Annotated in this window: 30 protein-coding genes; 5 read left to right on the forward strand and 25 right to left on the reverse strand. The window is 50.4% G+C overall.

Translation table 11 applies throughout. The features are described 5' to 3' along the window. Positions 1–115: 115 nt before the first annotated feature. The 10 genes from CRG97_RS28295 to uptA all read right to left on the reverse strand — a co-directional run bounded on the left by CRG97_RS28295 (position 116) and on the right by uptA (position 5,556). Entirely contained in the window at positions 116–892 is a 777-nt protein-coding gene (locus tag CRG97_RS28295) for a hypothetical protein (protein ID WP_098748922.1), read from the reverse strand. Beyond that, positions 889–1,812 carry an ABC transporter ATP-binding protein gene (locus CRG97_RS28300; RefSeq protein WP_098748923.1) on the reverse strand — a complete coding sequence of 308 codons (924 nt, stop codon included), beginning with the start codon at positions 1,810–1,812 and terminating at the stop codon, positions 889–891. The genes CRG97_RS28295 and CRG97_RS28300 overlap by 4 nt, the downstream gene beginning before the upstream one ends. Next, entirely contained in the window at positions 1,809–2,003 is a 195-nt protein-coding gene (locus tag CRG97_RS28305; RefSeq protein WP_098748924.1) for a PLDc N-terminal domain-containing protein, read from the reverse strand. The genes CRG97_RS28300 and CRG97_RS28305 overlap by 4 nt, the downstream gene beginning before the upstream one ends. Before the next feature lie 38 nt (positions 2,004–2,041). Next, the gene (locus tag CRG97_RS28310) at positions 2,042–2,251 is read right to left on the reverse strand and encodes a hypothetical protein (protein WP_071219592.1); all 210 of its coding nucleotides are present in this window, start codon (positions 2,249–2,251) and stop codon (positions 2,042–2,044) included. Then, positions 2,251–2,589: a YxlC family protein gene (locus tag CRG97_RS28315; RefSeq protein ID WP_237566604.1), complete on the reverse strand. Its 339-nt coding sequence runs from the start codon at positions 2,587–2,589 to the stop codon at positions 2,251–2,253. Before CRG97_RS28315 ends, CRG97_RS28310 begins: the two co-directional genes overlap by 1 nt. Continuing rightward, entirely contained in the window at positions 2,570–3,115 is a 546-nt protein-coding gene (sigY, locus tag CRG97_RS28320; RefSeq protein WP_098748926.1) for an RNA polymerase sigma factor SigY, read from the reverse strand. Before sigY ends, CRG97_RS28315 begins: the two co-directional genes overlap by 20 nt. Before the next feature lie 247 nt (positions 3,116–3,362). Further along, complete coding sequence (locus tag CRG97_RS28325; protein ID WP_098748927.1) at positions 3,363–3,554, reverse strand: hypothetical protein; 192 nt, start codon at positions 3,552–3,554, stop codon at positions 3,363–3,365. Between the two features lie 179 nt (positions 3,555–3,733). Continuing rightward, positions 3,734–4,372, reverse strand: a complete 639-nt coding sequence (locus CRG97_RS28330) for an MBL fold metallo-hydrolase (RefSeq protein WP_098748928.1) — start codon at positions 4,370–4,372, stop codon at positions 3,734–3,736. A 2-nt stretch (positions 4,373–4,374) separates the two neighbouring features. Continuing rightward, positions 4,375–4,941, reverse strand: a complete 567-nt coding sequence (locus CRG97_RS28335) for a thioredoxin family protein (RefSeq protein WP_098748929.1) — start codon at positions 4,939–4,941, stop codon at positions 4,375–4,377. Positions 4,942–4,944: 3 nt separating this feature from the next. After that, positions 4,945–5,556, reverse strand: a complete 612-nt coding sequence (gene uptA / locus CRG97_RS28340) for an undecaprenyl phosphate transporter UptA (protein ID WP_098748930.1) — start codon at positions 5,554–5,556, stop codon at positions 4,945–4,947. Positions 5,557–5,708: 152 nt separating this feature from the next. On the opposite strand from uptA, the gene CRG97_RS28345 reads away from it, so the two are divergent. Continuing rightward, a complete protein-coding gene (locus tag CRG97_RS28345; protein ID WP_098748931.1) occupies positions 5,709–6,023 on the forward strand; it encodes a hypothetical protein in 315 nt (104 codons plus the stop codon). Between the two features lie 58 nt (positions 6,024–6,081). On the opposite strand, the gene CRG97_RS28350 is transcribed toward CRG97_RS28345, so the two are convergent. The 5 genes from CRG97_RS28350 to yyaC form a co-directional block, all read right to left on the reverse strand. Then, on the reverse strand, positions 6,082–8,277 hold the full coding sequence (locus tag CRG97_RS28350) for an O-antigen ligase family protein (RefSeq protein WP_098748932.1): 2,196 nt from the start codon (positions 8,275–8,277) through the stop codon (positions 6,082–6,084). Positions 8,278–8,703: 426 nt separating this feature from the next. Further along, positions 8,704–9,879 (reverse strand): class I SAM-dependent methyltransferase, encoded by a 1,176-nt coding sequence (locus CRG97_RS28355; RefSeq protein WP_098748933.1) that lies wholly within the window; start codon positions 9,877–9,879, stop codon positions 8,704–8,706. Between the two features lie 36 nt (positions 9,880–9,915). Further along, positions 9,916–10,599: a DUF6483 family protein gene (locus CRG97_RS28360; protein ID WP_098748934.1), complete on the reverse strand. Its 684-nt coding sequence runs from the start codon at positions 10,597–10,599 to the stop codon at positions 9,916–9,918. Between the two features lie 255 nt (positions 10,600–10,854). After that, positions 10,855–11,646 carry an alpha/beta fold hydrolase gene (locus CRG97_RS28365; protein ID WP_098748935.1) on the reverse strand — a complete coding sequence of 264 codons (792 nt, stop codon included), beginning with the start codon at positions 11,644–11,646 and terminating at the stop codon, positions 10,855–10,857. A gap of 115 nt (positions 11,647–11,761) precedes the next feature. After that, positions 11,762–12,295, reverse strand: coding sequence for a spore protease YyaC (gene yyaC / locus CRG97_RS28370; protein ID WP_098748936.1), 534 nt, complete (start codon positions 12,293–12,295; stop codon positions 11,762–11,764). Between the two features lie 183 nt (positions 12,296–12,478). Here yyaC and CRG97_RS28375 point away from each other — a divergent pair, with 183 nt between their 5' ends. After that, positions 12,479–12,706 carry a DUF1128 domain-containing protein gene (locus CRG97_RS28375; protein ID WP_015737472.1) on the forward strand — a complete coding sequence of 76 codons (228 nt, stop codon included), beginning with the start codon at positions 12,479–12,481 and terminating at the stop codon, positions 12,704–12,706. A 110-nt stretch (positions 12,707–12,816) separates the two neighbouring features. On the opposite strand, the gene CRG97_RS28380 is transcribed toward CRG97_RS28375, so the two are convergent. Continuing rightward, on the reverse strand, positions 12,817–13,536 hold the full coding sequence (locus tag CRG97_RS28380; RefSeq protein WP_098748937.1) for a pirin family protein: 720 nt from the start codon (positions 13,534–13,536) through the stop codon (positions 12,817–12,819). Positions 13,537–13,601: 65 nt separating this feature from the next. Then, positions 13,602–14,606, reverse strand: coding sequence for an asparaginase (locus CRG97_RS28385; RefSeq protein ID WP_098748938.1), 1,005 nt, complete (start codon positions 14,604–14,606; stop codon positions 13,602–13,604). A 282-nt stretch (positions 14,607–14,888) separates the two neighbouring features. Between CRG97_RS28385 and CRG97_RS28390 the strand changes: the two genes are divergently transcribed. From CRG97_RS28390 to CRG97_RS28400, 3 genes are all read left to right on the forward strand, one after another. Beyond that, positions 14,889–15,146, forward strand: a complete 258-nt coding sequence (locus CRG97_RS28390) for a GlsB/YeaQ/YmgE family stress response membrane protein (protein ID WP_006212694.1) — start codon at positions 14,889–14,891, stop codon at positions 15,144–15,146. Positions 15,147–15,193: 47 nt separating this feature from the next. Then, positions 15,194–15,604 (forward strand): YtxH domain-containing protein, encoded by a 411-nt coding sequence (locus tag CRG97_RS28395; RefSeq protein WP_098748939.1) that lies wholly within the window; start codon positions 15,194–15,196, stop codon positions 15,602–15,604. A 134-nt stretch (positions 15,605–15,738) separates the two neighbouring features. Further along, a complete protein-coding gene (locus CRG97_RS28400; protein ID WP_098748940.1) occupies positions 15,739–16,170 on the forward strand; it encodes a DUF5665 domain-containing protein in 432 nt (143 codons plus the stop codon). Positions 16,171–16,262: 92 nt separating this feature from the next. Here the strand turns inward: CRG97_RS28400 and CRG97_RS28405 are convergent, their stop codons facing one another. The 8 genes from CRG97_RS28405 to CRG97_RS28440 all read right to left on the reverse strand — a co-directional run bounded on the left by CRG97_RS28405 (position 16,263) and on the right by CRG97_RS28440 (position 26,509). Beyond that, on the reverse strand, positions 16,263–17,240 hold the full coding sequence (locus CRG97_RS28405) for a magnesium transporter CorA family protein (protein WP_098748941.1): 978 nt from the start codon (positions 17,238–17,240) through the stop codon (positions 16,263–16,265). 120 nt (positions 17,241–17,360) lie between these two features. Continuing rightward, complete coding sequence (locus CRG97_RS28410; protein ID WP_009594120.1) at positions 17,361–18,131, reverse strand: sigma-70 family RNA polymerase sigma factor; 771 nt, start codon at positions 18,129–18,131, stop codon at positions 17,361–17,363. Further along, positions 18,128–18,577: an anti-sigma B factor RsbW gene (rsbW, locus tag CRG97_RS28415; RefSeq protein ID WP_098748942.1), complete on the reverse strand. Its 450-nt coding sequence runs from the start codon at positions 18,575–18,577 to the stop codon at positions 18,128–18,130. The genes CRG97_RS28410 and rsbW overlap by 4 nt, the downstream gene beginning before the upstream one ends. Positions 18,578–18,609: 32 nt before the next feature. Next, on the reverse strand, positions 18,610–18,933 hold the full coding sequence (locus CRG97_RS28420; RefSeq protein WP_009594079.1) for an STAS domain-containing protein: 324 nt from the start codon (positions 18,931–18,933) through the stop codon (positions 18,610–18,612). A 111-nt stretch (positions 18,934–19,044) separates the two neighbouring features. Beyond that, a complete protein-coding gene (locus CRG97_RS28425; RefSeq protein WP_098748943.1) occupies positions 19,045–20,724 on the reverse strand; it encodes a response regulator in 1,680 nt (559 codons plus the stop codon). Between the two features lie 20 nt (positions 20,725–20,744). After that, entirely contained in the window at positions 20,745–21,599 is an 855-nt protein-coding gene (locus tag CRG97_RS28430; protein ID WP_397330390.1) for a CheR family methyltransferase, read from the reverse strand. A gap of 78 nt (positions 21,600–21,677) precedes the next feature. After that, on the reverse strand, positions 21,678–25,337 hold the full coding sequence (locus CRG97_RS28435; protein ID WP_098748945.1) for a response regulator: 3,660 nt from the start codon (positions 25,335–25,337) through the stop codon (positions 21,678–21,680). Then, positions 25,334–26,509 carry a PP2C family protein-serine/threonine phosphatase gene (locus CRG97_RS28440; protein WP_098748946.1) on the reverse strand — a complete coding sequence of 392 codons (1,176 nt, stop codon included), beginning with the start codon at positions 26,507–26,509 and terminating at the stop codon, positions 25,334–25,336. The genes CRG97_RS28435 and CRG97_RS28440 overlap by 4 nt, the downstream gene beginning before the upstream one ends. Positions 26,510–26,570 lie beyond the last annotated feature (61 nt).

Raw genomic sequence — 26,570 nt, forward strand, 5'->3', positions numbered from 1 at the left:
ACGGTCTCTCTTCTGATAACGTACGTCGATAGACGTTTTTCTTGTCTTCATAGTCTACTAAAAAAAGATAGAGATGTCCATGTGATTCAGATAAAACCTGAATCTCCCATGGAAACTAGGATTGCGGGGACAATGGACTCCTTCTGAGCAGCTTGGCGGCAACGATAATCGACACCACCATAATCAGCATGGCAACGAGTATCGGTGACCACGCGCTGCTCCCTATGCCAAGGATTCGCTCCGCGGCCATGCTGCTTAACCGGCCCGGGCTCCATTGAACGCGGGAGGGCAGCAGCCCGGATAAGAGCGAAAGTACGCCGGCAACGGCCAAGCTGATGAAGGCCGCAGCTGGCCCGCGAAGGAAGGCGCCGAGCGGCAGCACAAGCGTTACGATCCAGGCCAGCCATACCGCATATAAACCTCCGCCGCTGGTAACCGCTCCCCATTCCAAAGGACCGATGAGCTGATACGTGTAATAAGCAGCACCGCCAAGCCCAAGCGCAAAAGAAACGACCATCAACGTCATCATGGCAGCCCATTTGGCAGCCATCATGGGAATCGTGGATACCGAGCGGGCGAGAACAAGCTCAGCCGTGCCGGTGGCCCGCTCCCCTGCTACCGTGTTCATTCCGGCCAGCACAAGCACCAGCAGGCCGATGGTACTGAATTGGCTCAAGGTTGATGCCATCACGCTCTCAGCGGGCGGGACAGTAAATAACGCCGCTGCCTCCGGGGGCAACTCCCCGGCCATGGTAAGAATCTCCGGCAAATAATAAGTGGATACCGGCTGCATAATGCCAAGAAGCAGAAAGACCGCGGGGACCCAAATCCATTTATAGGTCCGACCTGCCTCGAGCATTTCTTTTTGATAATAAATCCAGAACGGCTTCATGAGCCCACCACCTTCATAAACATATCCTCGAGCGAAGACGTGCCCGCTTCAAAACGAAGCAGCTCGATTCCGTCATCGGCAAGCTCCTTGATTAACGCAGCACGCGCAACATCCATATCCGTCACCATCAGCTTGGCGCCGCGTTTGCCGAGCTCGATCTCATGCACATAAGGACGGCTCGCAAGACTGTCGAGCCAAGCAACCTCCCGCTCCCCCGGTTCAACCTCAATCGATAGGACCGGCTGGCGGTATTTCGTGCGAAGTTCACTAAGGGCGCCTTTCTCCGCAATTTCCCCGTCTACCATCAGTACCATGTCATCGCAAATTTCCTCCGCATCGTGAAGCACATGGGTAGAGAACAGAACGGTGACTTCCCCGCGCAAGCGATCCAAAAGATCCATAACCTCACGGCGCCCGATCGGATCAAGCGCCGATACCGGCTCGTCCAGCATAATCAGCTCGGGCTCATGCACAAGTGCCTGAGCAATGCCAAGCCGCTGCTTCATTCCGCCGGAGTAACCGGATATTCGGCGTTTAGCCGCCTGCTGCAGGCCTACCATTTCGATGACTTCCCGACTTCGCTTAATAGCCTCTCGTCCGGATAATCCCGACAGCTTGGCGCTGAAAGACAAGTACTCCATGCCCGACATCCAGCTATAAAATTTCGGGTACTGAGGCAAGTAACCAATACGGTTACGCCAGCCGATCGTTTGCGTATCGGCTGATCCATATCGGATCTCCCCCCGGGTTGGAGGTATCAATCCAGCCAACATCCGCAATGTGGTTGTTTTGCCGGCACCATTAGGACCAAGCAGGGCGGTGCAGCTTCCACGCTGCAATTCAAATGAGATACCCTTGACCGGTGTGATGCTTCCTATGCTTTTGGTCAATTCATGAATGCTTAAAAGCTTCTCCGTCAAACTTCTCGCCTCCCCGCAACGAAATAAGCAACGCTGCCAATCAGGTTGCCCAGCAGTATAATGAGCACCCACATCCATCTCGCTCCACGAATACTCGCAGGCTCTGCCCTGAACAGAGATACAAGTCCTGTCACCGCGAGAATCACTTGCAGTGCAAGGATCGGCCAGATCAATCCCCAAATCATATCCATTCTTAATCCCCCTAATTTTCCATATATAATGTAAGAACTTAAGACTTGCGGTCATCTTTGTGGATGACGAATATCCAGTAAAAGAGCAGCGGCATTGGCATTGTCGTAGACCCCCATATCCCCCAGAACCAGGCCATCTTGCCAAGCCCCCGCTTCCTGGCATCCAGGAAAAGCCATGTCCCTTGGATCAGCACAAGCACAACGGCAAGGATGATCACTCCCAGCGGGCTCTCGTTAACTTCATTCATCAGATTCCCTTCTTTCCGGCAGATCTCAGACTCTTGGAAAATACAAGAACAGAAATCCCGGCAACCATGCCGAACCCGTGAATAAACAGTAGGATCATCGGCGCCGCCAAGGCAGCCATCAATCCGCCACCAACGATAAAGAGTGCAATCAGAAGAAAGAGTATCAACTCGTATTTCATCCGGCGCCGGCGCCGCTCCAAGGTATGAACGGCCAACTTGTGCATTCCTTCCAGAGAGGGCGACGGCACGTCCTCAAACAATTCATCTACTCTTTTCAACTCTTGAGTCAATCCTTCAATCCAAGCATCATCCACATGCTCAGGCCCTTTGACCATCATCACCCATCTCCTTTCGCAACTGCTTGATACCGTAGGCTGTTCGTGATTTTACCGTTCCCTCGGGAATGCCAAGCATGGTTCCGATTTCATCATAGCTGTAACCGTAATAATGCTTCAGCAGTATGGCAATCCGGTGATCTTCGGATAAGCGCGATAATCCATCCAGCATGTCTGTCCAATCTTCTCCCCGCCGCTCCATCTGCCAGCGCATCCGCCTTGCCGACTGAACCGCCTCCTGCTCCAGCCATTTCTTCTCCCGCTTCCTTCGCCGGGTACTATCGATGAACAATCGAGTAGCAATGGTTATCATCCATGAGGAAAAAGATGACGTTCCGTTGTAACGGTCCATATTCTCCATGCATCGAACAATGGTATCCTGTGCAGTATCTTCTGCAACCATCGGGTCCATCGTCACCTTAAGCAAATATTTATAAAGAAAGGAATAATGCTGCTTGAATAATAGCGCCATAGCCGCTGCATCTCCTAATTGCGCTTGTCGTATCAAACCCGCTTCATCAGGGATCATGATGAAATCATCACCTTCTTTCACATTCCACCGTAATACGATTACCGGCAGTCAATCGTTCAAATGAATATTTATATTTATCGTATACCGAATGATATCATTTATTTAAATTCAATCAGGACGGCAAGAAATTCATCGATATCTGTAAAAAAACTCAAAAAAAAGCAGCCGGCAAATAACCGGCTGCCCTCTCCAATAGAAAGAACACATGTAGTTCATGATGAGGGTGTCATGTTCGTATGTCGATCTATTGATTAGATCTTATAACCTGCAGCCGATGATGCCATGGCTGCTGCGCTATCCCTTCATCCTTTACCAGCCTGTCCCAGACAACCGAGGATATTTCCGTCTGGGTCTGCCGGCGGGACTCCGATTGTCGATCAATCGCTTCGCTTCTTGTAGCCCTTCCGTTCAACAGCGATAGATGATCTTTCCTCACTGGCGCTTCCCCCTAATCACGTCCATGCCAAAAAAACTCCCCATAAAATAAAAGAACGCAAACCGGGATAAATTCCACAGTCTGCGTGCTTCGCAAGGGTAACATTTAATTAACCGTATTGTATCAATGTTGTCTATGTTTGTCCAGACAAAAATTCCCGATTTATGTCGGAAGCTATCTTATCGGCTGACAGGGACGTAAGGATTCCGCTGTTTTTCATAGCCAATGGTTGTCCGGGGTCCATGGCCCGAGTACACAACGACTTCATCCGGGAAGCTATACAGCGTATTTTGAATGGAATCAATCAAATCACGTTCACGACCTCCAGGAAGGTCCGTTCGCCCAACGCCTAGACGGAACAGCACATCGCCGGAAAACAGATCATTTCCACATTTGAAGCTCACACTTCCCGGTGAATGGCCAGGTGTATGAAAGACACTGAAGGTATGTCCGATCAGCTGCAGCTCAAGTCCATCCGCCAAATCGTACTCAGCCGGCTCGGTGGACAGCGGTTCCGTTACCTGTGGCCACATCATCGAGCCGTTAAGCTTCGGATTGGACAGCCATTCACTCTCCAGGGTGTGCAGGTAAACCGGGCAGCCCTTCAGCTTGCGGATTTCCTCGACACCCCCCATATGATCAAAATGCGCATGGGTCAGCAGGATCGCTTCAATTTCCAAATCGGCTATTCGCTTCAACAGCGCTCCCGGGTTCATGCCAGGGTCGATGATGACTGCTTTGCCTTCTGCAGGCCCTGTCAGTAAATACGCATTCGTCTGAAGCGGGCCTAAATTAAAAGTCTCAATATGAAGTGTCATAATTAGAACCCTGACATAAGTTCACGCAATTCCTTAATGATTGCAGCGTGAAACTCATACCCTTCCCCGTAGGCTTGAATAATGCTTTGTCGTGTGACCGCAAGGTTGTCCTGATAGTCCGGTGCTTCACGATCCGGATTGTTCTGCTTAAACTCAATCATAAACTTCTGAACATGCGCCGGACGCGGTCCCCATGTACCGAGAACATGTCCTCCAGTATCCGAAAAGATAACAACCGGAACGGAGCGTCCGCCCATGGTCAGGAACTGATCCATGACGTCCAGATTCTCTTCCATAATCAGCACTTCAGTCTCCATCCCCGCCGTCTCCATCGCACGGAATACGACAGGTATATTGCGTGCAACATCGCCGCACCAATCCGCTGCCAGAATGAGGACCCGCAGGTCATCCCGGAAATTCAGGCTTTCGAAGAACTCTTTATCGTCTTCATTCTCCCAGACAAACTGTTCATACCCTGCCTTGAACGTCTCCTGATTCTTCTGCATGCCGTCCATAAATTGCTGTGGAGATATGCCTGTCCCCAAATGATTTGCCATATTCATACTCATTCGTTATTTCGACCTCCCCTTCGATGTTTTTATCCATTTTATCAAAAAATAAAGAATCATGACGGCCAATGCTCCCAGCAGAATTTCCTGCACGTACGGCCCTGCCTTCTCGTCAATATGCTCCCATTGATCACCCAGAAGCAATCCGAGGTATAAGAATAATGCCGTCCATGGAATAACGGCCAGGGTGGTCAACAGCGTAAACCGTCCCACATGCATCTTGGAGATGCCTGCCGGTATGGAAATCGCATGCCGTACCACCGGTACAAACCGTGCCGTAAATATAACGCCGGTGCCGTACTTGCCAAACCATTCCTCGGCGTAATCGATATGCTTCTTCTTAATCAATATGTACTTCCCGTACTTCTCCAAGAAGGGCCTGCCTCCATAACGGCCGATCCAATAAATAAACAACTGTGCGAGCACGCCGCCAACGGTACCGAAGAGCATGGCTCCGAGAAAATGCACCTCACCCAAGGATACCAGATAACCGCCATAGGCGAGTACGATCTCACTGGGAATGACCTCCACCATCAAACCGAGCATGATTCCGAAATAGCCCAACTGCTGGATCCATTCAAACAATCGGCCTATGGCCTCATATAAGAACTCCACGCTTGTCCCCCGCTTTCTCCCTACGTTGATTTCTTATACTAGCCTATTCTAACACAGCCCGGGACATGCCTTCTACTGCGCCCAATTATAAGCGGCACAGTGACTTTCGCCCGTTTCGGGACATATGGTGAAGCAAAAGGAGTGAGTCACGCATGCATTCTCCCCATGCCAAACAACCTGGCCGCAAGCCCCCCTCCCCGCGCGGCATACGGCGGGCCTGCAGCAAAGAATTATACCGCACGACCAAACGTCTCAAGCTGTACCTTCCTCCGGAAACCTTGAAGCAAGGTGAAGAATTGTATTACCGGAAGGTTATCGGCAATTTGATCTGGATCCACGAAAACCACAGTAATAAGAAACTTTTGTGCGACTGGTGGGAAAAGGAAGTCTGCGGCGAACTGGCCGAGCTGTGGGAGGTTCCGGAACGTCAATTGGCCTCGGCTTTCCGGGATGCCTTCGGCGGATAACACTGCTCTTCCTTGTCCGTTGCCTGTTGTGAAATGGACAAATAGGGCACGATTCGCGTTATCGCTGGCGGGGGATATTCACTTCCACTGGCTGCCTTGCCGCATGCTTCCGCGTTCCCCCTTTCAGCGTTTTCTCCAATCGGTTGGCCTGCCGTACCGCAAGCACAGACAGATCGAATTCCCGGTCATTTCGATGATCATCCATCTCATAAAGATCGGCTGCAAGGGACCGATAGCGCTTCAAAATCTCCAATCCAGCCCGAGCCGCTTCAACCGATCTGGCGGAATCTCCTGCCGTCCGGTGCCAATCTGCGAGGGAAGCCAGCTTCAGCACGGCTCGGGTTTGCTTGATTGAATTGAACCGATCCCGATCGATGGCCGCTATATACCAGGCTGCCGCCTCTTCCGATTCACCTCTAAGCGAGTAAGCCTCTGCCAGTTTCCAGCTCAGCCCCGGGTGATTCGGTGCATACACCAAACTTTCCATCAGCAGCGGGATTCGCTGACTTGGGGGAAGCCAATCCGCCAGGCTCAGTGCCGCCTCCGTGTTGGCGGGGCTCCACCTTAACGAGGATTGGAGGAGGGCGATCTGCCGTGCGGGCGATTCCGAGGCGACCCCACGCTCTTTGACCTCGCTGATGCCCAGCACAGCAGCGAGAAGAACCCAGCCCGCGAGCAGAACGATCGTCGTAACCCTGAGCAGTGGCAGCGACTGTAACGACCGATTTCCCTGGTTCCCTTCATAAACGGCTAGCAGCTTCTTCTCTATTTTGAAGGGTTTGCGTCTTTGAGCTGTGTCAGGGCCATTCTGTACTTCCCGACCAGAAGAGGCCGCAGCGAAGCCCATTACTGTAAGCCACAGCAGCAGCAGCCATACCAGGCCAAAGCTCCAGTCAAAGTCCACCGCCGCGTGTCCGATCAGCACGAAGGCAGCGGGCATGAGTCGGGAGCTCACAGCAATGAGCCTCGCAACTATAAAGCTAACCAGAACAAGGACAAGCAGAAACCCGATCACTCCCGCATTCAGCAGGATATCCATATATCCGCTGTGCACCTCGGCACCCACGTAGGGCTGGGACTGAATGGCAAGGTAGGATTGCCGCCACGTCTCCCCTCCCCGTCCCAGCCACAGCGACGACCGGGCCAGCTGCCATGCGTCGCTGTACATGAGGCGGCGCGCGCTCAACGTTGCCGCGCCGCCCAGAGTCCGATCCTGCACCTGATGCAGGATCACTGCTCCGGCTGCGGCAGCCAGCAGCGCCGCAGCCCCCAGGGCCCCTGGCACGGCATACCCCCGCCGCGGGCCCCCGCTGTGCCGCCAGCGGCACAGCAGCAGGCCGGCGAGGACGCCGCCGGCCCAAAGCCCGGCCAGCCATAGCAGGCCGGGCAGCACGGCTGGCGCCAGCTTGGCCTCCGCCAGTTGGCGGTACAGCAGCGCCGCGCTCGCCAATGGCGCGGCGGCAGCCACCAGGAGCGGCGCGAAAGCACGCCGCTCCTTGGCGAATCCGGCCGCGCACGCGAGGGCGGCCGCGAGCCAGGCGCCGCGCGACTCCGTCAGGAGCAGCGCGGCGGTGTAGGGCAGCAGCGGCAGCAGGGCAGCCGCTGCGCGGAGCGTGCCCGTCCCGTTCCGCAGGACGGACGGCAGCGCGAACAGCCGCTCCAGCAGGAAGGCGGCCATCACGGCCCCGAACGTGTTCGGGTACTGAAGCAGGCCACCAAGCCTCGCGCCCGTCGCGCTGATGTCCGCATCCGCCGTATGATAGATCCCATACGGCAGCTCCAAAAGCCCATATACGGCAAGCAAAGCACCGCCGCAAAGCACAGCACCCATCAGATGCCAACCCGCCTGCATCATACGTAAGCCATCACCTGCACGGCATATACGCCAGGCGACAGCTGCAAAGGAGCCGTAGCTTCCCCACAGGATGATCTCTTTCATCGTGCCTTCCAGGGAGAGTGGTCGCCCGATTGCATGAAGCACATACATGAGAATCATTCCGCAGATGCACCCAAGCACCACTCGCAAACCTTTATCCAAATTAACCAATCCAGGCATCATGCCAATGCCATGAACCTCCTGACCTTGGATTCCACCATGCCGTTTAGTTCCCATCATAAGCAGCAGAAGCACTCCAAAACCCGCTCCGATCCCATAGATATCCCCATCAAAAAACATTCCGCTCCGGATACCTGCCACCAAGACAAGTACAATCAGCATCATCCCGCAATTACGATGTGGGGTCTTCCTTGCCATGAACCAACGCCCCCGTTCTCATGCATAACCATTCAACCTCAGCTGCTCCTTACACGGCATCCGTCCTTCTGGCCAAACCAGCTATTAGCCATTGTGGACAAGGACTTACGTCGTTATTCTTTGAAGCAGCGTCTGTGATCTCATCGGGCTATAAGGCCGCTTGATCCCCTAGATTAAGGCTTCGAATGCCATCATAAGAAAAAGTGTCTATTTTGACGTACATTCTCAGAAGAAAAGACCACGCTTAGATGTTCCCCGGCAGAATCGAAATCACCGCAAGCGGGGGTGAAGATATCTGCTCGATGCCAAACTTTCTTGCGATATCTGGAAGTCCAAGCTTCGAAGTTTATACTTTCTGATACTTAAAAAAGCGATGAAAGTGCAGTTGCACTTTCATCGCTTTTCTGAGATCAACATGATGTTATTTTACGTATCCGGCAGCAAGTCCTTGCACGCCCGCTCAAGATATGGCGAGGCGCTTAAAAAATCGCGGAACGCGGTATATTCCTGCCACAGCTGATCGCGATCTCCGGCAGAACCGCTAACCGCACGGATCAATATATTTTTCGGAGTATGTTCCATATCAATAAACTCCAGCAGCTGTGTCTTGTAGCCCATCAGATCGAGGAGCTTGGCTCGAATGGCGTCCGTGGCAAGCGCCGAGAATCGTTCCTTCAGAATACCGTGGGACAGCAGCGGCTCCATAACAGGGCTTTGGACTTGGGAGAACAGCTCATGCTGGCAGCAAGGCACCGACAGAATAACCGAAGCACCCCAACGGACCGCTTTTTCCAGCGCAGCGTCTGTTGCCGTATCACATGCATGCAGCGTGACCACCATATCCACCTGCTCCAGCTCGTCATATTCCGCAATGTCACCGACAAGAAACTGCAATTGGGTGTAGTTCAGTTTTTTCGCCAGCATACTGCAGTGTTCGATGACATCCGCCTTGAGATCCAATCCGACAATATTCAGCTTTCTGCGCGCGGTTACCGCCAAATAGTGATATAAAGCGAAGGTCAGATAGGATTTGCCGCAGCCAAAATCAACGATCGTCAGTGGACGGTCCTCCGGCAGGTGGGGAAGCACATCCTCAACCATCTCCAAAAACCGGTTGATCTGTTTGAACTTATCGTACCGGCGAGCAAATACTTTGCCGTCCTCACTCATGATGCCGAGCTCCACCAGAAACGGAACGGGCTCTCCCTCTTCAAGGATATACGTCTTTTTCCGGTTATGAGACAAATCCGTCTTGGTCTTGGAGGCGGATTTGGTCAGAATCGAAACCTTGTATTTCTTCGAGATCAGTACCTGATAATCCGCTTCCGGCGTATACATCATCGCTTGCCGGAATACATTCTCGAACATGTCAACCAACACCGCCTCCGCCTCATCCGCCGGCACGTTCTGATGGGTGACTTTGGTTCCGGAATAATAGGCGAACTGGTAGTGCAGCTTATTCTTGAGCTCTACGGGCTTAACCGTTACTTTGCTGTAAGTCATGCCTTCCCGCTTGCGAAGCTGGCTTAGCGTAGCCGTGATCAACGAGCCTTCTTCCATGATGTTATGAATCAATTTTCTTAATGCATCCAAAAGGCACATCTCGCTTTCTTTATGTGATAGACAGGTTAATCCCGCTTAGGTAAACGACTTGTCACCGTTCACCGCTGCATGTGGAAAACGACGGTTAAGCTCATCCATTCCTTCGTAGACTTCCTCCAGCGGAAGCCCGCCCTTCGCCAAATCCTCGGGCAGCTTCAGCTGCAATCTTTGATAGAACTGTACGGCTTCGCCATATTCCATCTTGCCGTTATCCAGCAGTTGGTAGAGGGTGTTCTCCGCTTCCGCGTACATCCCCTGCTGCTCCGTATATGCATAGTAATCCCGCATCGCCGTCTCGGGCAATGCGTATGACCTTAAACGTTCTCTCACCATACCGATCCGTTCCGTCAACCCGATCAGCTTCAAATCCGCTCCTTGCAGGGCCGACTTCAAATACAGCTGAAAAACCTTGGTATAGAGCATAACAGCTTCTTCTTCACGCTCCAGCTCAAGCAGCAGGGATGCTTCCTCTTCCATAAGCCTGACGGCGCTTTGCAGCTTGTCCGCTTCCAGATAACCATGACTCCGAAATAACTGTTCAATATCGGCAGCGGACAATGAGCGAAGCAGCTCTGAATTCAACCGGAACTGCCGTTTGAAGAGCTCATCCAGCTCCCATAGGGCTTCTGTGTGCTTGCGCTCCTGCTTCAGCGAAAACACCTTGGCAATCATCTGTGTCATATCCTCAATTAGCCGCACGAGATAATCCCTGCGAAACATTCGCCCACCCCCAACCTGCATCCATGACAAATGCAGCGTATTCTGATCTTGCCGGGTCCACATCCAAACCGGATCACGATTAAATTGTAGGCTATCCGGGGCCAGAATTCCAGTAGCCGGCCCTCCCCCCATTCTCGGCTCTATTTCAACGGCCGGACAAGCGAACGACGGAGAGTACGCTGGGCACAAAAATAAAACGGATATCCCGCAAGGGGGTATCCGTTCATTATAAACTATCGAAAGATTCTCATGCGTTTATTCATGTTCAAGCCGTCCCATGAAAGAAGTGATGACTTCGCCGAGCTTCTCAGGCGTCTCCATCATACTCATATGTCCTGCGCCCTCGATTACAAATTGGGTCACGTTGTCATGGTCTGTCGTAAAGGTACGCTCTGCCGGAATCAATCCGTCCTTCTCCCCGGCTACCAGCAGAATAGGCAGAATGGACGCCGAGAGCACATCGCGTCGGTCCGGACGCTCACGCATCGCCAGCGCCGCTCCGATCGCTCCCTGAGGTGGCGTTAGATAGCCTATCTCCTTCGCCCGCTGAATACATTCCGGCTTGTTATCCTTCGTATCCGGAGCGAATAAGCCGGGCACCAATCCGTCAACAAAAGCCGTAATGCCCTCCCCTTGGATGGTGCTGACCGCCTTCACCCGCTTCTCCTTCGCTTCGTCCGAATCCGGGTAGCCTGTGGAATGAATCAGGCCGAAGGCGTTCAAACGAGAAGCGTAACGCTGGGCGAAGGAGAGCGTGATGTATCCTCCGAGGGAATGACCGAGTAATGCTGCCTTCGGGATGTCGAGCTCATCCATCAATAGCAGCACATCGTCTGCCATCTGTTCAATGGTATACGATCCCATCGGTGCATCAGACCGCCCGTGACCACGGAGATCCGGTACAATGACTCTAAAGCCTTGAAGAAATGGCAGGACCTGTTCCCAGTAGGCGGAGCTTCCGCAGAAACCGTGAAGCAGAATGATTGGCTCACCTTGTCCCTGATCAACATAACAAATCGTGCTGCCGTTGCATTGTACTTTTTCCATAGCGATACCCTTCTTTCTATTCAGCGGATGCCATGTGATAGACACCCATTATTTTATAAAGAATGATCTATTATTAAACAAAAACAACACCGGCTGAAACGCCGTGTCTTACGGCCTAAAGGCCAAAGGCTATAGCGGCTTGCTTTGCTATCTGCTCCGCCATCCCCATGACTTGGTATAGGGACGTCACTTGGAGAGTCCAATATGGCTTCGGTCCATGGACGTTCACAACCGCTGCCACGCTGTAATCTCCCACTGCCGGAAGCCTCCCGCCGACGGACTGGGCAGGCGTCAGCGGGCCATCGCATGTAAAGAAATATCCGACTGACGAGGCTTGTCCCAGGCATGCATCAATGGCAATAATTTCCTTGTCTTCAGGTATACCTTGAAGCCTTGACTCAAGATTAAAGGCGTCACACGGCTCGGGCAGCGTCCCGATCACATGCGGAAAACCGTATTCCATGAGCCGGCTTCCTGTGAGCGGTCCAAGTGCATCTCCTGTGGAACGGTCGGTGCCTATACATAAAAATACGATGCTGTCCAGCGCATGCCGCTGCGAAATGGACCGAAAAAAATCCGTTAGTTCATGCCCCGACATTTTAGCTTTTACAGCCTGTACGCCTGGCGTCTTGCCGGCTTGTTCGCTCATGACGGACCTCCTCCTTGATTACATCGCTTGAAGCCTTGCTCCCGCAGCCTGAAAAACCTTTTTTTCCTGATTTTAACCTATCTCTGTCTCCGATGGCAAAAACATTGGTCGAGCCGCACGGTAACATGGTACAATACAGGGACGAAAATCGTAAATCCGCCTATGAGAGGATGGTGTTAATCCATGGATTTGAGTGAAAAATCCCAAGCCAATGTCGAGTATATGATTGAACAGATTAAAACCAAGCTTCGGATGGCTACAGGGGCTGCTATGCAAGCCTCCGCCTTCTCGGTTAACCAATATGATGATATTTATGATTTGTACGACATGGTCATGAATAAGCAAAACCTTAGTATATCGGAAGTGGAAGCCGTTGTATCGGAGCTCGGGCAGCTGCGTGGGAACCAATAGATCATCATTGCCCGAAAAGCTTGAAAAGATCAAAAAGAAGAGCCCTTGTATAGCAAAGCCCCCGGAACTTCGCTAATCTAAGCAAAGTTCCGGGGGCTTTCTGTCCTTCTCTACGGCATATCAATCATCACCACTTCCGAGTTCCCCTCACTTGAGTTCCCTCGGAATGTCAGCTCATGACGGCGCTGTATCCTGGCCGCGTCACCCGCTGTAATATCAAACATGCCGTCTTCCGATGATATTTCGACTTGACCGCTAATCACGTACAAATGCATTCTCCGACCTTCGGCCAGGCTGTACGTCAGTTCTTGTCCTGTCTCCAGTATGGTACTGTACATTACAACATCCAGCGACTCGGGCAAGCTACGCTCCCCGTGGCCCGGCCCCATAATCGGAAGCACCTGGTTCAATTGCTGTTCTTTTGTAAAATCGCCTTGGTGATGACTGGTCTCAAGGTTCGGCTCCGCAGGTAGAAACCACATTTCCAGATAGCGTACGTCCTCGGAAGATGAGTCATTCTTCTCTGCATGGTACACGCCGGAGCCTGTATTCACGACATGAATCGAACCGGGTGTCAGCTCCATTTCTTTCCCTGTATCATCTTCATACGTTAACGTGCCTTCCAGCACCAAATGGACAATGACCAAGTCATGATGAAACCTTCGATCAAAACCTTCCATCGGCTTAAGCACATATTCATTATGTGCCAGCAAGCTTCCAAAATGCTCGTTATGTGGGTCTGTATAATCACCAAAGGAAAAGCTGAATTCACTATGAATCCCGTCTTTATGGGTCGTATGTCGTTCCGCTGCCGTCATGATTTTAATCATGGCCGGTCACCTCCGCCGTTTTTACTAATCAATACCCCGGCGGTTTCCGGTCTAATCAGTCATGCTTACGTATGAGTCAGCCTAAATGCGGTTTCCACCCTGCCTACTTTAAGGCCTTCATCGTTGTATAAGTCCTTGGGATACGCGGCTTTCAGGCGATCGATGGTTGTTTTGTTGTTATACCCGATTTGCTCCAATATGGACTCCGCTACCCAGCCCCATTCTTCTTCAGAGCCATCTGCAATCTTGAACGAAATGCCTAGGCGCTCCTTCTTCAGACCCAAGCAGTACACACCTTTAAAGCCTCCCTTGGCCACAATATTATCATCTTCCAAAAGAAGGGTGTCCACCTTGTGATTTCCCGCCACCATATAGGGAGATGCATGCATGGCCTCCGTAATTCGGATGACCGCCCTTTGTGTTGGCTCATCCTCAATAAGTTCCGGGGATGCAAGCTTCATATAGGCTGTAGCCAGAGCACGAAGCGGCATGGCAAATACCGGCAGGCCGCAACCATCGGTTCCCAACCGGATATCAGAGGGAGCCAGTCCGGCCAAATCGGAGATCGTCTGAAGGATCTCCTGCTGCAGCGGATGTTCCGGCTGATCGTATCCCGTCAGCGGATATCCTGCCATCTGGCAATAGGCCAGCATGCCATAATGCTTGCCGGAGCAATTATGGTACCATTTACTCTTGTCTCTCCGCTCTCGCAGAAGAGCTTCTTTATTTTCCTCATCCAGCGGCCAGCTGGACGCGCAAACCATGTGAGCTTCGCTAATATTCACCTTGCGGGCAAAGCCTTCCAATACTTTTATGTGAGCCGGCTCCGCCCGATGCGAAGCCGTCATGATCGCGATTTCCTTATCCGTCAGTCCATAATGGTCAGCAAGCCCGCCGCGGATGGAGGGGATCGCCTGCATCGGCTTGGCCGAAGAGCGCGTAAATGCGACATATTCCGGATCTCCCGCGTAAGCCTGAACGCTTCCTTGTTCATTAACAATACATATATGTCCATTGTGGACGCACTCTAATATGTCCGCCCGATATTCATTCACTAATACAGTGTCCATGTTGAATAACTCCTTCTATAACCGTCTGTGACCGTATTCCTGCCTTAAAAACCTCTTCATGTGTGGTACCTATATTCCTCGCTTATTCGAGGATTATTGCAAATCTGTATTCAGTATAGTACAAAAATCTGCAAATAACAGCAGGCTAAATTCCGTAGGGGACGGACACTCCATTTTATCTCCCGTTTCACGCTGTCCTGTTTCACGATGTGCCCTTAGGTTTAATTACGAGATAAGCAAGCCCACTCGAAAAACATTGCTCTTTAAAAAGGAGGCGATCGTATGTGGGGAATCATCATCAGCATCGTAATGGCAATCATCATCGGGATTATCGGGGATGCACTGGTTGGTCATGAAATGCCGGGCGGAATTATCGGATCCATGATCGCTGGTTTCGTGGGCGCATGGCTCGGACCATGGCTCTTCGGAGCATGGGGGCCTGTCATTGGCGGATTTGCCATTGTGCCCGCTATCATCGGTACAGCTATCTTCGTATTCTTGCTCGGTCTTGTTGCCAAGCTATTTAGACGTACAGCCTGATTCTCGTGTCTATATTCTTTTTATATTAACTAAAAGGAGTGAAAGTTATGAATCACACAGAACAAGAACATCGAGTACAAAGCGGTTCCACATTCTTCAAGGGTGCTTTCATCGGTGCCTTGGTCGGAGCGGCAGCAGCTCTGTTGTTCGCTCCAAAGCCAGGCCGCGAACTGCGCGGGGATTTGTCCGAGAAACTGAGCATGGTAACGGATAAAACCAAGGAAGTTGCTTATACCGTAGGCGATAAAGCTTCTGAACTGGCCAAAACCGTGGGCACCAAAGCCTCCGATGTGATGGCCACCGTGAATGAAGGCCGCCAAAACATTATGTCCAGCGTCAAGGAAGCATCGGCGGACGTGTCCAGCGAGGTTTCTAATGCTTCCAAAGACGTAAAGGATCAAGCGATGGACACTTCTTCCGATGTCAGCCGTGAAATAAAATCGACAACGAATGTTTAATTCGTGAGGTCACGAATAGCCAGCTGACACAGCTGGCTATTTTTGTGCCAGATCTTGACAGTCAGCTTATAAGCATCATATGGATTGATAATTGAAATGAAACGGCGCATCTGCCTAGAAAGCGGGGATATCTCATGAGTAAAGCGAACCCATATCATAGCGGCTCCAGCTTCTCGACCCGGAGCGGCGATCGTTCGACACGACGCGAGGAGCCACGAATGGAATCCGAAACAAGTAAAGAAAGGCGCTCCCGGGAGACGGATGATATCCAGGAGCATCCCTTTGAACTGCGGCACGAAGTAAAGAAACTGAACACGCGTCTGGACAAAATTGCCACCACGCTGGAGAAATCCGAAATGAGGGACATGATCGATCATTACATGAATCCCAAGAAACGCATCATCGCCAACCTCACAGCCGGACTATCCCGGGGGCTAGGCTTAACGCTTGGCACGGCACTCGTGCTGGGTCTTCTGGGTTATATTCTCAGCTTCTTTGTCAACGTACCGATGATCGGGGATTTCATCTCGGATTTGCAAGGATATATTGATCAATCCAGATCCTAGTGTGTCTTTAACTCATGAACACGCCCGGTGCCTTTAGAGGTCACCGGGCGTTGTGATCATTCTTACTGCCATTCATGCATATCCTTCGTACCTTAAAGGTTTTTGTTGCTGGACTTCACTTGAAGCAGGTCCCCCGTCCATCCCTTCGCACGCATCCAAAGATACATCCCCCCGGTCCACAGCAGGGTGAAGCCGCTGATTGCCGTAAATCCCCAGAACGTCTTAATGGCGGGCAAATTCTCAAAATTCATACCCCATATGGCTCCAACCACGGTTGCCGGCGTGAGCACGACCGTAAAAATCGTCAGTGTCTTCATAATTTCATTACCACGGAACGCAGAGATTGCATCGTCTATCGATACCAGCGTATCGATTTCGCGCTCATAATGATGAATCAGCTTTTCCATTCGTTCCACTCGATGAAGGAGCTGTTGAAACGAGCGGCTGCTATCCAGCTCGCCATGATACCCTTCCTTTGCTGCGGCGATCAGCTCCTGAAAAGGAATAAACAGATTACTCCACTCCAACAGCTCAAACCGGGACGACAGTATGCTGTCCATTAAGGACCTTCGGTTGCGTGTACGCATATCGCTTTCAACAAGACGCAGGTTATGCTCGAATTGGTCCATTCCCGCATGGTAATAATGCAGAATGGCCCGAGCCAGCACAAACATGCCGTCGACAGGCTTTTGGCATTGATGAAGCATGGAAGCTCTATCGGACTTAGCCATCACGCTTCGGGTATGCTCATCCAAATTGATGGTGATCAGCACTTGGTGGTCTGTATAAAAATAGAACTGTTCCGACTTGTAATGATCGGCATCATCCGTAACCTTATAAAGCATGGTTCCCATAATGACCGGCTCCACCCCATCCTTGAATCGGACGGATAAGTAGTTTCGTTCCTTTAACGTCGATGCCAGATCAAACCATTCGGCTGTATAAGGATAGCGCGTCCGAAGTTCACCGATCCAGGAGGATTGCCAGTCATCCGTTCGAACATCGTACCACTTCCATCCCCCTGCAAAAGTATAAATATCCTGACCTTCCATCCTATCCGGCCCCAGCATGTTTCCTTGCCACTCCCTTCTATAAATACGAATCGCAGGTTCCAAAAAGGCACGCTTTCCTGTAATGGAGGAAGCGTGCCTTATGTTGCTATGCGTCTGATTCTACGAGGCTTGTCCATATCAGTAAGAAGAATTGGACATGATCTGCTTCAGTTTTTCCGTTGCCCGCTTCTGGATACGCGAGACACTCATTTGCGACACCCCTAACCTCTGAGCGATCGCTCTCTGGGACTGTCCCTCCTGAAATGCCAGCAATAGCACCTTCTGCTCTTGCTCCTTCAACTGGCTCATCGCCTGCTGAAGATCCATGCGCTTCTCAACGGAATCAAAATCATTTACATCCGAACTGATTAGCTCTCCAAGCGTCGCTCCGGTTTCTTCCTGAGATAAAGGGGAATCCAATGATACATAATGATAGCATTCACGTCCGGCTAGTACTTCAACCGTTTCCTCAACGGAAAGATCCAGGTAGGATGCGATCTCATTCACATCGGGAGATCTCTCCAGCTTTACCATTAATTCATCAATCGCTTGCTGAACCAAGGCACCCTTCTCCTTGATTCGCCTTGGTACTTGAATGTACCATGATTTATCGCGGAGGAAGTTTTTCATATGTCCGATCATGCTCTTCATGGCATAGGGCTCAAACGGAATCCCCAGGCTGATGTCATATTGCTGCAGAAGGCGAATTAATGCCATTTGGCCAACCTGATACAAATCCTCATACAGGTCGGGCCGATTTCGGGCAATCTTGCCTGCCGCCATTTTAACCATCGGTTCATATTTCTTAATCAGCACCGTCGCGATATCGTTATCCTTCGTTTGCTGATATTGTTCAATTAAATGAACGGCTTCATCTCTGGACTCTTGGGGAGTCGCCTTATCACTCATACCGGTTCCTCGCTTCTTGCGAGCCGCTTTGTCAGCATAACCTCGGTTCCCTTTCCAGCCTGGTTTGTCACGCTTACCTCATCCATAAGCGCCTCCATCAGGTAGAAGCCTAGTCCTCCGATTTGGACCTCGCTGAGATCTTTATCATGAAGTGTACGGTTGCCAACCGCTCCCACACTGTCGAAACTCTCCCCTTCGTCTCTGACCGTAATGGATAGCGAATCGCTGGTCACTTGAAATAAAACCTCTACCATTCCGCCTTCCTGACTATATGCATACAAGACCGAGTTATTACAGGCCTCCGACACCGCAACCTTCATATCTTCGATCTCTTCATAGGAAAAGCCCATCTTGGATGCTATTCCATAGAGATTCAGTCTTACAATATCCACGTATTCAGCACTGGCAGGCAAATTAAGCGTTACTCTTTGTACATCTGAATTCATTCTTTTCGATCCTTTCCTATTGGGAATTCTTCTTACGACTGAAAGAACTTCGCAATACCCGTCATATCGAACAGCTTTTGAATTTGCGGCGGAACTTCCTCGACTGCAAAGCGTGCTTCCATGCCATGTCTGGCTTTCAGTATCGACAGAAGAATACCAATACCCGTGCTATCAATATATGTCATGTCCTTCATGTTGACGATCAAGTCTACTTCGGAATTGCCGACAAGAGGCTCCATGACTAACCGAAAATCCGGAGCGACGGACAGATCAAGTTCACCGCTCAAAAATACCGTGCATACGCCCTCGTTCATTTGGGTCTTAGCATTGAACTTATCATTCGTTTTTGTATTCATAGACACTCTCTCCCAATCATTTGTTTTCCCTTTACATAACCCGTTATCTCGCTTGTTGAAACAGGTTAAGAGGGTTGTAGACACGCCAATATATGGAAACCGATTGCTGCGCTAACCGTTGATGATGCGAACAGGGCTTGGGGTGATATCCCACCCTTCCGGTTCTACCGGTACATACCGGGATATCAAATGCTTCACACAGCTGATTTTGACCGGCTTGCTGATATATTCATTCATACCCGCGTCGGAGCAGCGCTTCTGAATCCCGTTCATCACATTAGCCGTCATCGCAACCAGAACGGGAGCCTCAGCCTCCGGTTTCATCTGGCGGATCAGACGCGCTGCTTCCAGACCATCCATTACCGGCATCTGCAAATCCATGAAGATCATGTCGTAGACTTTAGGACCGGCAACCATCTCAACCGCCTGCCTGCCGTCCTCCGCCATATCCGCTTTCATCCCCATCTTTTCAAGCATGCTGTCCATCAGCTTTCGATTAATCGGATGATCGTCCACAATCAGGATGTTTGGTTGCCTCTCTCCATGCACACGATATCTTGCCGAACGCTCCTCTTCCCGGATTCGACGATACTCTTCCTCATGCGTATGAACGCAGATCGTAAATACGAAGGTGGCTCCTTTGCCTTCCATGGACTCAACCGCGATCTCTCCGCCCATCATCTGTACGAGCGATTTACAGATCGCAAGCCCAAGTCCTGTTCCACCATAGCGCCTTGTCATCGAGGAATCCAATTGAGAGAACGGCTTGAATAACCGATCAAGCTTCTTGGATGAGATACCGATCCCCGTATCCTTCACCGTGAATTCAAGGGTTAACCGGTTCTCTTCAGCTTGGGCAAGCGAAACAACCAAATACACGCCGCCCTCACTCGTAAACTTCACGGCATTGGATACCAGATTCACCAACACTTGACGAAGGCGTCCCATATCACCGAATATGATCGCAGGAATTTGATCCTCGATGTAATACGTAAGCTCCAGGTTCTTCTTGGAGGCTTCTCCGGAGAACAAACCAAACACTTCCTGAACGCAGGACTTGAGATCGAACGGATATTCCTCCAGCTCCATTTTGCCTGATTCCATCTTGGAAAAATCCAGAATGTCATTAATGATGTTAACCAAGGCATCCGCGCTGTTGCGGATAATCGTTGCGTATTCCCGCTGTTCATCCTGGAGGTCGCTGTCCATCAGCAAATCAATCATCCCGATGACGCCATTCATCGGCGTGCGGATCTCGTGACTCATCATCGCCAGAAATTCCGTTTTGGCTTTGGCGGCAATCTCCGCTTCTTCCTTGGCCAGCACAAGTTCTTGATTAATCTTTTCAAGCTCCTGGGTCTTCTGGTGCAACTGCATGGACTGAATTTTCAGCCTGTTATTGGTCCGGTACATATCGACAAAACCCTCGATCTTGGACTTCAAAATTTGAGGAATAAAGGGTTTAACCATATAGTCGATTGCCCCCGCAGAGTATCCTGCAAAAAGATGCTCCGCGTCCTTGCTGTTCGCAGAAATGAATATAATCGGAATATCCTTTGTCTTGTCTCTCGCCTTGATCAGCCTTGCTGTTTCGATACCGTCCATGCCGGGCATTTGTACATCGAGAACAATCACGGCAAAATCATACTTCAAGAGATATCGCAAAGCCTCTTCCCCCGAAGTAGCTTTAATGAGCGTGTATTGTTCGCTGTCCAGAACAGCTTCGAGTGCAAGTAAGTTTTCAGGGCGGTCATCTACCAACAGAATATGAATCGGTTCGTGAAACCCCATGAGATCCTCCTACAAAACTTCTATTTAATCTTCCGGTATATTTTCTCCACCCGGTCCATCGTCTCATAAGCTTCACTATAATTCGTAAAGTGTATGGACTCTTTAGAACCCAGTACGAGAATACCAAAATGGCTTAGACTCTCGTGAAATAATCCATGTACGTGATCCCGCAGCTGATCATTAAAATAAATCATGACATTCCGGCAAAAGATCACATTAAACTCGTTAAAGGAACGGTCTGTTGCCAAATTATGCTCGGCAAATATCATGTTTTTCTTCAAAAACGGTTGGAAAATAACCGAATTGTACTTCGCTGTATAGTATTCGGAGAACGAGCGGGTACCGCCCGCCTCCATATAATTCTTGGTGTATTGCTTCATGCGTTTGATGTCGAATACGCCTTCCTTGGCCTGCTGGAGAGAACGTGAATTCATGTCTGTCGCATAAATCCGGGATTTCTCATACAGTCCCTCTTCATGAAGCAAAATGGCCATGGAATACACTTCTTCTCCAGTCGAACAGCCGGCATGCCAAATCCGTATATAAGGATACGTACGAAGCAATGGAACTACCGACTGCCTGAATGTCAGGAATAGTTTCGGATCCCTGAACATTTCCGTAACCGGAATCGATAGATTATATATGAGCCGTTCAAAACAAGAACGGTCGTGAAGCACTTTATCCTGAAGGGCTGAGATTGTGGATACGCCCTCGGCATGAACATGATGCCAGATTCTCCGCCTCAATGAGGGAATAGCGTAATTGCGAAAGTCGTAACCATAGAATCGATGAATTCCTTCCAAAAGAAGCTCAATCTCGATCTGTTCCAGCTCACGTTCGCTTTCCTCTGTTAACAACAGTTGTTCTGATTCCATATGGTCACTAGATGACATTACGCTTGCACCGCTTTCCCCGTGTTTATTTGCTACTTGTACTTTACCCACAAAAGCAGCTTACGAATACAACCAAACCCTCATAAGCGAAAGAAGTTGCTCCGTTTGTATCGGCTTCTTCATATAATCGGAAGCTCCTGCTTCAATACATTTCGCGCGATCCTCTTTCATGGCTTTGGCTGTCAGGGCAATAATCGGCAGTTTCTCGAATTCCGGCATTTCGCGTAAACGTCGCATCGCTTCATAACCGTCCATCTCCGGCATCATCATATCCATTAACACCAGATCAAAATCCGGATGTTCCTGAAGCAGCTCGATTGCTTCCCGGCCGTTCTCAGCGAAGGTAACTTCCATATGGTATCCCTCCAGCACGCTGGAGAGAGCAAACACGTTGCGGATATCATCGTCCACCAGCAGAATCTTCTTACCTTCAAACAGCTCTTCCTTGTTGTGCAGCTTCTGCAGGATTTTACGCTTATCTTCCGGCAAATCAGCCTCGACCCGATGGAGGAACAGTGTCGTTTCATCCAAAAGCCGCTCTGGCGATTTTACGTCTTTAATGATGATCGACTCCGCATATTTGCGAAGCTGCATCTCTTCCTTCGAATCAAGGTCCTTGCCTGTATAAATAATAATCGGCAGATCCACCAGGTTCTCATCGTCGCGGATCTGATCTAGCAGCTCAAAACCTGTCATGTCCGTCAGCATCAGATCAAGCACCATACAATCATAGTGCTGTTTGCGCAGCTCACTGAGCGCTTCGGCGCCTGTGGATGCCGCCGTAATCGATACATCGTCATGACCAATCAATTCAATAATGGAATTCCGCTGAATGTCATCATCCTCGACAATCAGCAGATGCTTCATCGATTTTTCCGTATAGGATTCGATATGCGTAAACGCGCCCTCCAGCGCTTCTCTGGATGACGGCTTCTTCAAGTAAGCGATCGCTCCCATCATTAATCCTTGCTTCACTTCATCCACGACCGAAATGACATGCACTGGAATGTGGCGCGTAACCGCTGAGCTCTTCAGCTCGCCCATGACAGACCAGCCATCAATAACCGGAAGCTGGATATCCAGGATGATGGCATCCGGTTTGTACGACTTGGCCATCTCCAGACCGATATCCCCCTGCAATGCAACCAACGCCTTGAAGCCGCGTCCTCTGGCCATATCCATAAGAATTCTGGCAAACTTCACGTCATCCTCTATGATAAGCAGCACTTTATCTGTCGGTCCGAGCTGGTTGCGATCGTCATCCACCTGTACGGACGGCTGAACCTCTTTCGTAATCATCTTTGCCTTCGGCACGATCAGATTACGCTCCGGTGGCGCCTCAATTGCTGCGGCTGCCTGCTGTGTACCTTCTACCAAATCCGGAGGACTAGCTGGCAGGAAGAGTGTGAAGCAGCTTCCCTTGCCTTCTTCCGATTCAACCAGAATGCCTCCGCCCAGCAGACGGGAAAGCTCGCGGCTGATGGATAAACCAAGCCCGGTTCCCCCGTATTTTCGGCTGGTTGTGCCGTCTACCTGCTGGAAGGCTTCAAAGATTAGATCCGTTTTATCAGCCGGGATACCGATTCCGGTATCTCTGACAGCAAAGGCCACATAATCCGCTTCGGCATTCAGGTAAAGCGGAAGTTTCTCCTTGTCGGCTTTCTCCACATGCAGCTCGACAGAGCCGCTATTGGTAAATTTGAAGGCGTTCGACAACAGATTACGAAGAATTTGCTTCACACGATGGCTATCCGTGACAATGCTCTGCGGAATATCTGCACCAATGTGCACACCCAGGTCAATATGCTTGCGCGATGCAACGGCGGCAAAATTCTGCTCCACGAAGGCTTCAATATCCGGAAGCTGAACATCCTCATATTGGATCTCCATTTTCCCTGCATCCACTTTGGACAAATCGAGAATCTCATCAATCATTTTCAGCAGATCGGAGCCCGACATGTAAATAGTCTGTGCATATTCAATCTGCTTATTGCTCAGATTTCCATCCTTATTCTCCGACAACAGCTGTGATAATATCAGCAGACTGTTAAGCGGGGTCCGCAGTTCGTGGGACATATTGGCCATGAACTCCGACTTATATTTGGTTGTAATCGAAAGCTGCTTCGCTTGCTGCTCAAGCTGCATTCTCGCCTTCTCGATTTCATCGTTCTTCTCTTCCACTTCCTGCACCTGTTCCTCAAGGGCACGCGTCTTGGCAACAAGCTCGCTATTGTAATGCTCCAACTCTTCCTGCTGGCGCTGCAGCAAGTCCTCGGAACGCTTGAGGGCATTGGTTTGCTCCTCCAGATTTTCGTTCGTACGGCGAAGCTCTTCCTGCTGGGTCTGCAGCTCTTCCGATTGAACCTGCAGTTCCTCGGTCATGGCCTGCGATTCGCGCAGCAGCTGCTCCACCCGCAGACGGCCTGTAATATTGTTCAGAATGATGCCAAGAGATTGACTCAGCTGAGATATTAGCTGCTGCTGTAGTGAGGTTGTTTCCTCAAAGGCTGCCAACTCCATAACACCCAACACTTCATTTTCAAACAGAATCGGATAGATCATGACGGATACCGGCTTCGATGATCCCCATGCGGATTCCACCTTCATGTAATCCTCTGGTGCGCTTTTCAGTACGATAGGTTTCTTGTCGAATGCAACTTGACCAACAAGCCCTTCCCCGATCATGAAAGAAATCTTCGGTTCTTCGCCGCCTTCATGGGCGTAGGAGCCCTTCATCTCCAACTTATTCGGATGTTTGTCTTCTTGACGGATATAGATAGCTCCATAATGCGCACCCAAAATCGGCGTGAACTCACTGATGAACCGCTGACCGACTTCCTCCAGGGAATTGATCCCCTCCAGCAGCTCCGTGACTCTGGCCATATTCGAGTTCAGCCAGGACTGATCACGCTGCGCCTGGAGATAGATTTCCTCGATACGCTGCTTCTCGATAATGTCTTCCGACAGGTCTTTAAATACCCGAGCCACATCGCCAAACTCATCCTTGGACGTAACTTTAATACGACGGATCGCCTTCAATCTGCCTTCGCCGAAGCTCTTCAGCATCATGGAGACCACGTTGATGCCCCGGGTAATGCTTGGGAGAATCCATAGAATGACCAGCATTCCGATTAATAATCCGCCAGCCATGATATAGATGAACATTTGGACAGAGCGGTCATATGCCGCTTTTGCTGCTGTTATTTCATCATTGATCTTCTGGTTCTCATAGCTGCTAAGCTCGTTCAAACTCGTCAGCATCTCTTCCTGGACAGCTTGTCCAGTCGAGCTGCGTAGCAGATTGGCCTCTGTTGCATTGCTCTTTGCCAATAGTTCCAATGTCTTGTTTTGATAAACGATATATTGATTCACCGCACGATCAATCCTGACTAACAATTGCTGCTCTTCGGCGGTATTTGCACTTTCCTTGATCGCTTTAAAATACGCCTGAGCTTGTGTTGTCATCGTTTCCAGTTCCTGTTGGGACACAGCGTACGTGGACTGGTCATTACTCAATATCATATTCGTAAGCTCGCGCGCCATATCGTTGACCTCTCCGCGCATTGCGCTGGAGTTTCGTACCTTTTGATAGCGCTCCTGATAGACCTGGTCCATCTGGTCGTTCATATAAGTGATTCGGTCATAACCAATCAAGGTCAGAACCAGCATGAGCGCCAGTAAAGTCGTAAAACCAATGACTAACTTGCTCCTAAGCTTCATTGATTGGTTTCCTCTCCTTTTTTAAGAGATATCCAAACCAGGCATTTATCGTCCTCTCGCTCCTGCGATGGATCATCCACAAAATATTGCTCCTTCATTTCATCTTCTCGCCAATGATGAGGGCCGCCCAAATGTTCCTTCAGATAATCCAGCTTCTCGTCATGACCACCCTCTACCAGTTCGAGCAGGCCATCCGTATACATAACCAAATGTCCTTCGCCTTCATACTGAAAGCTTCTTGGCTCCATGTCTTCGATCCGGTCGAATAACCCCACTGGGCAGCAGCCTTGATCCAAGGTCATCACATCCCCGCTTTCCTGAAAGAAAAGAGCCGGAGGATGCCCTGCGTTAACATAGTCCACCCGCTTCAAACGGGTGTCTACAACAAGATAGATCGCTGTAAAATAGTATTGTATCAGTTGTTCGCCGAGGTTTAACTGATTGAACCTGCGATTCAATTCCTGAACCACCTTCTCCGGTTCGACATAAGTTGTCACCGTGTCCTTCAGAACCGAAGCGATGAACATGCAAAATAGGGACGAAGTAATCCCGTGTCCCATCATATCCAGCAGAATCACGCCATAACGGCCATCGCCAAGCGGGTACCATGCATACAAATCCCCCGCAAGCTCCGCTGAGGGCTGGTATAGCGCATGAATCTCAAGCTGATCATCTTCAATTGGTGAGCTCAATACGGCATTCTGAACCATGGCCGCCAGCTTCAATTCAGCCTGGACCCGCTGTTCCCTCTCAATATGCCAGTCTTTCTCATGCTTCAACCGGAGCGCCAGGCGAATCCGTGCCATAAGCTCCACCTTGTTGATCGGCTTCGTCACATAATCGACGGCTCCGGCATCCAGCGCTTCCGCCAGCTTCTTGGAATCCCCGACGGCAGTGACCATAATGATCGGTATATCTTTCAAATGCTCATATTGCTGTACAATACGGCAAGCTTCAATTCCATCCATCTCAGGCATCATCATATCGAGCAGAATCAGATCGATATCCGCTCTCCGGGGATGCAGCTCACGGCTGCGATCGCCAATCCCCAGATGTTCCAGCATTTCCAGGGCTGAAGATGCAGATAAAGTATTCTGATAGTTTTCCTTTTTTAAGATTTCTCGAATAATAATGACGTTAGTCGGATTGTCATCTACGATTAATATTCTCATTGCCCTCTCCCTTAACGTTACGGATTATACGACAGAAATCCTTTTCCTACTATTATACTAT

The organism is Paenibacillus sp. EZ-K15, assembly GCF_002573715.1.
Lineage (GTDB): Bacteria > Bacillota > Bacilli > Paenibacillales > Paenibacillaceae > Paenibacillus_AQ.

What these genes read in the sequence shown, in the direction of transcription:
- CRG97_RS28310 (WP_071219592.1), bottom strand. Translation starts at nt 2,251, where the DNA reads ATGAATGAAGTTAACGAGAGCCCGCTGGGAGTGATCATCCTTGCCGTT.
- CRG97_RS28335 (WP_098748929.1), bottom strand. Translation starts at nt 4,941, where the DNA reads ATGAGTATGAATATGGCAAATCATTTGGGGACAGGCATATCTCCACAG.
- CRG97_RS28375 (WP_015737472.1), top strand. Translation starts at nt 12,479, where the DNA reads ATGGATTTGAGTGAAAAATCCCAAGCCAATGTCGAGTATATGATTGAA.
- CRG97_RS28330 (WP_098748928.1), bottom strand. Translation starts at nt 4,372, where the DNA reads ATGACACTTCATATTGAGACTTTTAATTTAGGCCCGCTTCAGACGAAT.
- CRG97_RS28355 (WP_098748933.1), bottom strand. Translation starts at nt 9,879, where the DNA reads ATGTGCCTTTTGGATGCATTAAGAAAATTGATTCATAACATCATGGAA.
- CRG97_RS28425 (WP_098748943.1), bottom strand. Translation starts at nt 20,724, where the DNA reads ATGGGGTTTCACGAACCGATTCATATTCTGTTGGTAGATGACCGCCCT.
- CRG97_RS28305 (WP_098748924.1), bottom strand. Translation starts at nt 2,003, where the DNA reads ATGGATATGATTTGGGGATTGATCTGGCCGATCCTTGCACTGCAAGTG.
- CRG97_RS28420 (WP_009594079.1), bottom strand. Translation starts at nt 18,933, where the DNA reads ATGAATACAAAAACGAATGATAAGTTCAATGCTAAGACCCAAATGAAC.
- CRG97_RS28390 (WP_006212694.1), top strand. Translation starts at nt 14,889, where the DNA reads ATGTGGGGAATCATCATCAGCATCGTAATGGCAATCATCATCGGGATT.
- rsbW (WP_098748942.1), bottom strand. Translation starts at nt 18,577, where the DNA reads ATGAATTCAGATGTACAAAGAGTAACGCTTAATTTGCCTGCCAGTGCT.
- CRG97_RS28380 (WP_098748937.1), bottom strand. Translation starts at nt 13,536, where the DNA reads ATGATTAAAATCATGACGGCAGCGGAACGACATACGACCCATAAAGAC.
- CRG97_RS28440 (WP_098748946.1), bottom strand. Translation starts at nt 26,509, where the DNA reads ATGAGAATATTAATCGTAGATGACAATCCGACTAACGTCATTATTATT.
- CRG97_RS28295 (WP_098748922.1), bottom strand. Translation starts at nt 892, where the DNA reads ATGAAGCCGTTCTGGATTTATTATCAAAAAGAAATGCTCGAGGCAGGT.
- CRG97_RS28365 (WP_098748935.1), bottom strand. Translation starts at nt 11,646, where the DNA reads ATGGAAAAAGTACAATGCAACGGCAGCACGATTTGTTATGTTGATCAG.
- CRG97_RS28350 (WP_098748932.1), bottom strand. Translation starts at nt 8,277, where the DNA reads ATGGCAAGGAAGACCCCACATCGTAATTGCGGGATGATGCTGATTGTA.
- CRG97_RS28360 (WP_098748934.1), bottom strand. Translation starts at nt 10,599, where the DNA reads ATGTTTCGCAGGGATTATCTCGTGCGGCTAATTGAGGATATGACACAG.
- sigY (WP_098748926.1), bottom strand. Translation starts at nt 3,115, where the DNA reads ATGATCCCTGATGAAGCGGGTTTGATACGACAAGCGCAATTAGGAGAT.
- CRG97_RS28345 (WP_098748931.1), top strand. Translation starts at nt 5,709, where the DNA reads ATGCATTCTCCCCATGCCAAACAACCTGGCCGCAAGCCCCCCTCCCCG.
- CRG97_RS28400 (WP_098748940.1), top strand. Translation starts at nt 15,739, where the DNA reads ATGAGTAAAGCGAACCCATATCATAGCGGCTCCAGCTTCTCGACCCGG.
- CRG97_RS28395 (WP_098748939.1), top strand. Translation starts at nt 15,194, where the DNA reads ATGAATCACACAGAACAAGAACATCGAGTACAAAGCGGTTCCACATTC.
- CRG97_RS28385 (WP_098748938.1), bottom strand. Translation starts at nt 14,606, where the DNA reads ATGGACACTGTATTAGTGAATGAATATCGGGCGGACATATTAGAGTGC.
- CRG97_RS28410 (WP_009594120.1), bottom strand. Translation starts at nt 18,131, where the DNA reads ATGAGTGATAAGGCGACTCCCCAAGAGTCCAGAGATGAAGCCGTTCAT.
- CRG97_RS28315 (WP_237566604.1), bottom strand. Translation starts at nt 2,589, where the DNA reads ATGATGGTCAAAGGGCCTGAGCATGTGGATGATGCTTGGATTGAAGGA.
- CRG97_RS28430 (WP_397330390.1), bottom strand. Translation starts at nt 21,599, where the DNA reads ATGGAATCAGAACAACTGTTGTTAACAGAGGAAAGCGAACGTGAGCTG.
- CRG97_RS28435 (WP_098748945.1), bottom strand. Translation starts at nt 25,337, where the DNA reads ATGAAGCTTAGGAGCAAGTTAGTCATTGGTTTTACGACTTTACTGGCG.
- yyaC (WP_098748936.1), bottom strand. Translation starts at nt 12,295, where the DNA reads ATGAGCGAACAAGCCGGCAAGACGCCAGGCGTACAGGCTGTAAAAGCT.
- CRG97_RS28405 (WP_098748941.1), bottom strand. Translation starts at nt 17,240, where the DNA reads ATGCTGGGGCCGGATAGGATGGAAGGTCAGGATATTTATACTTTTGCA.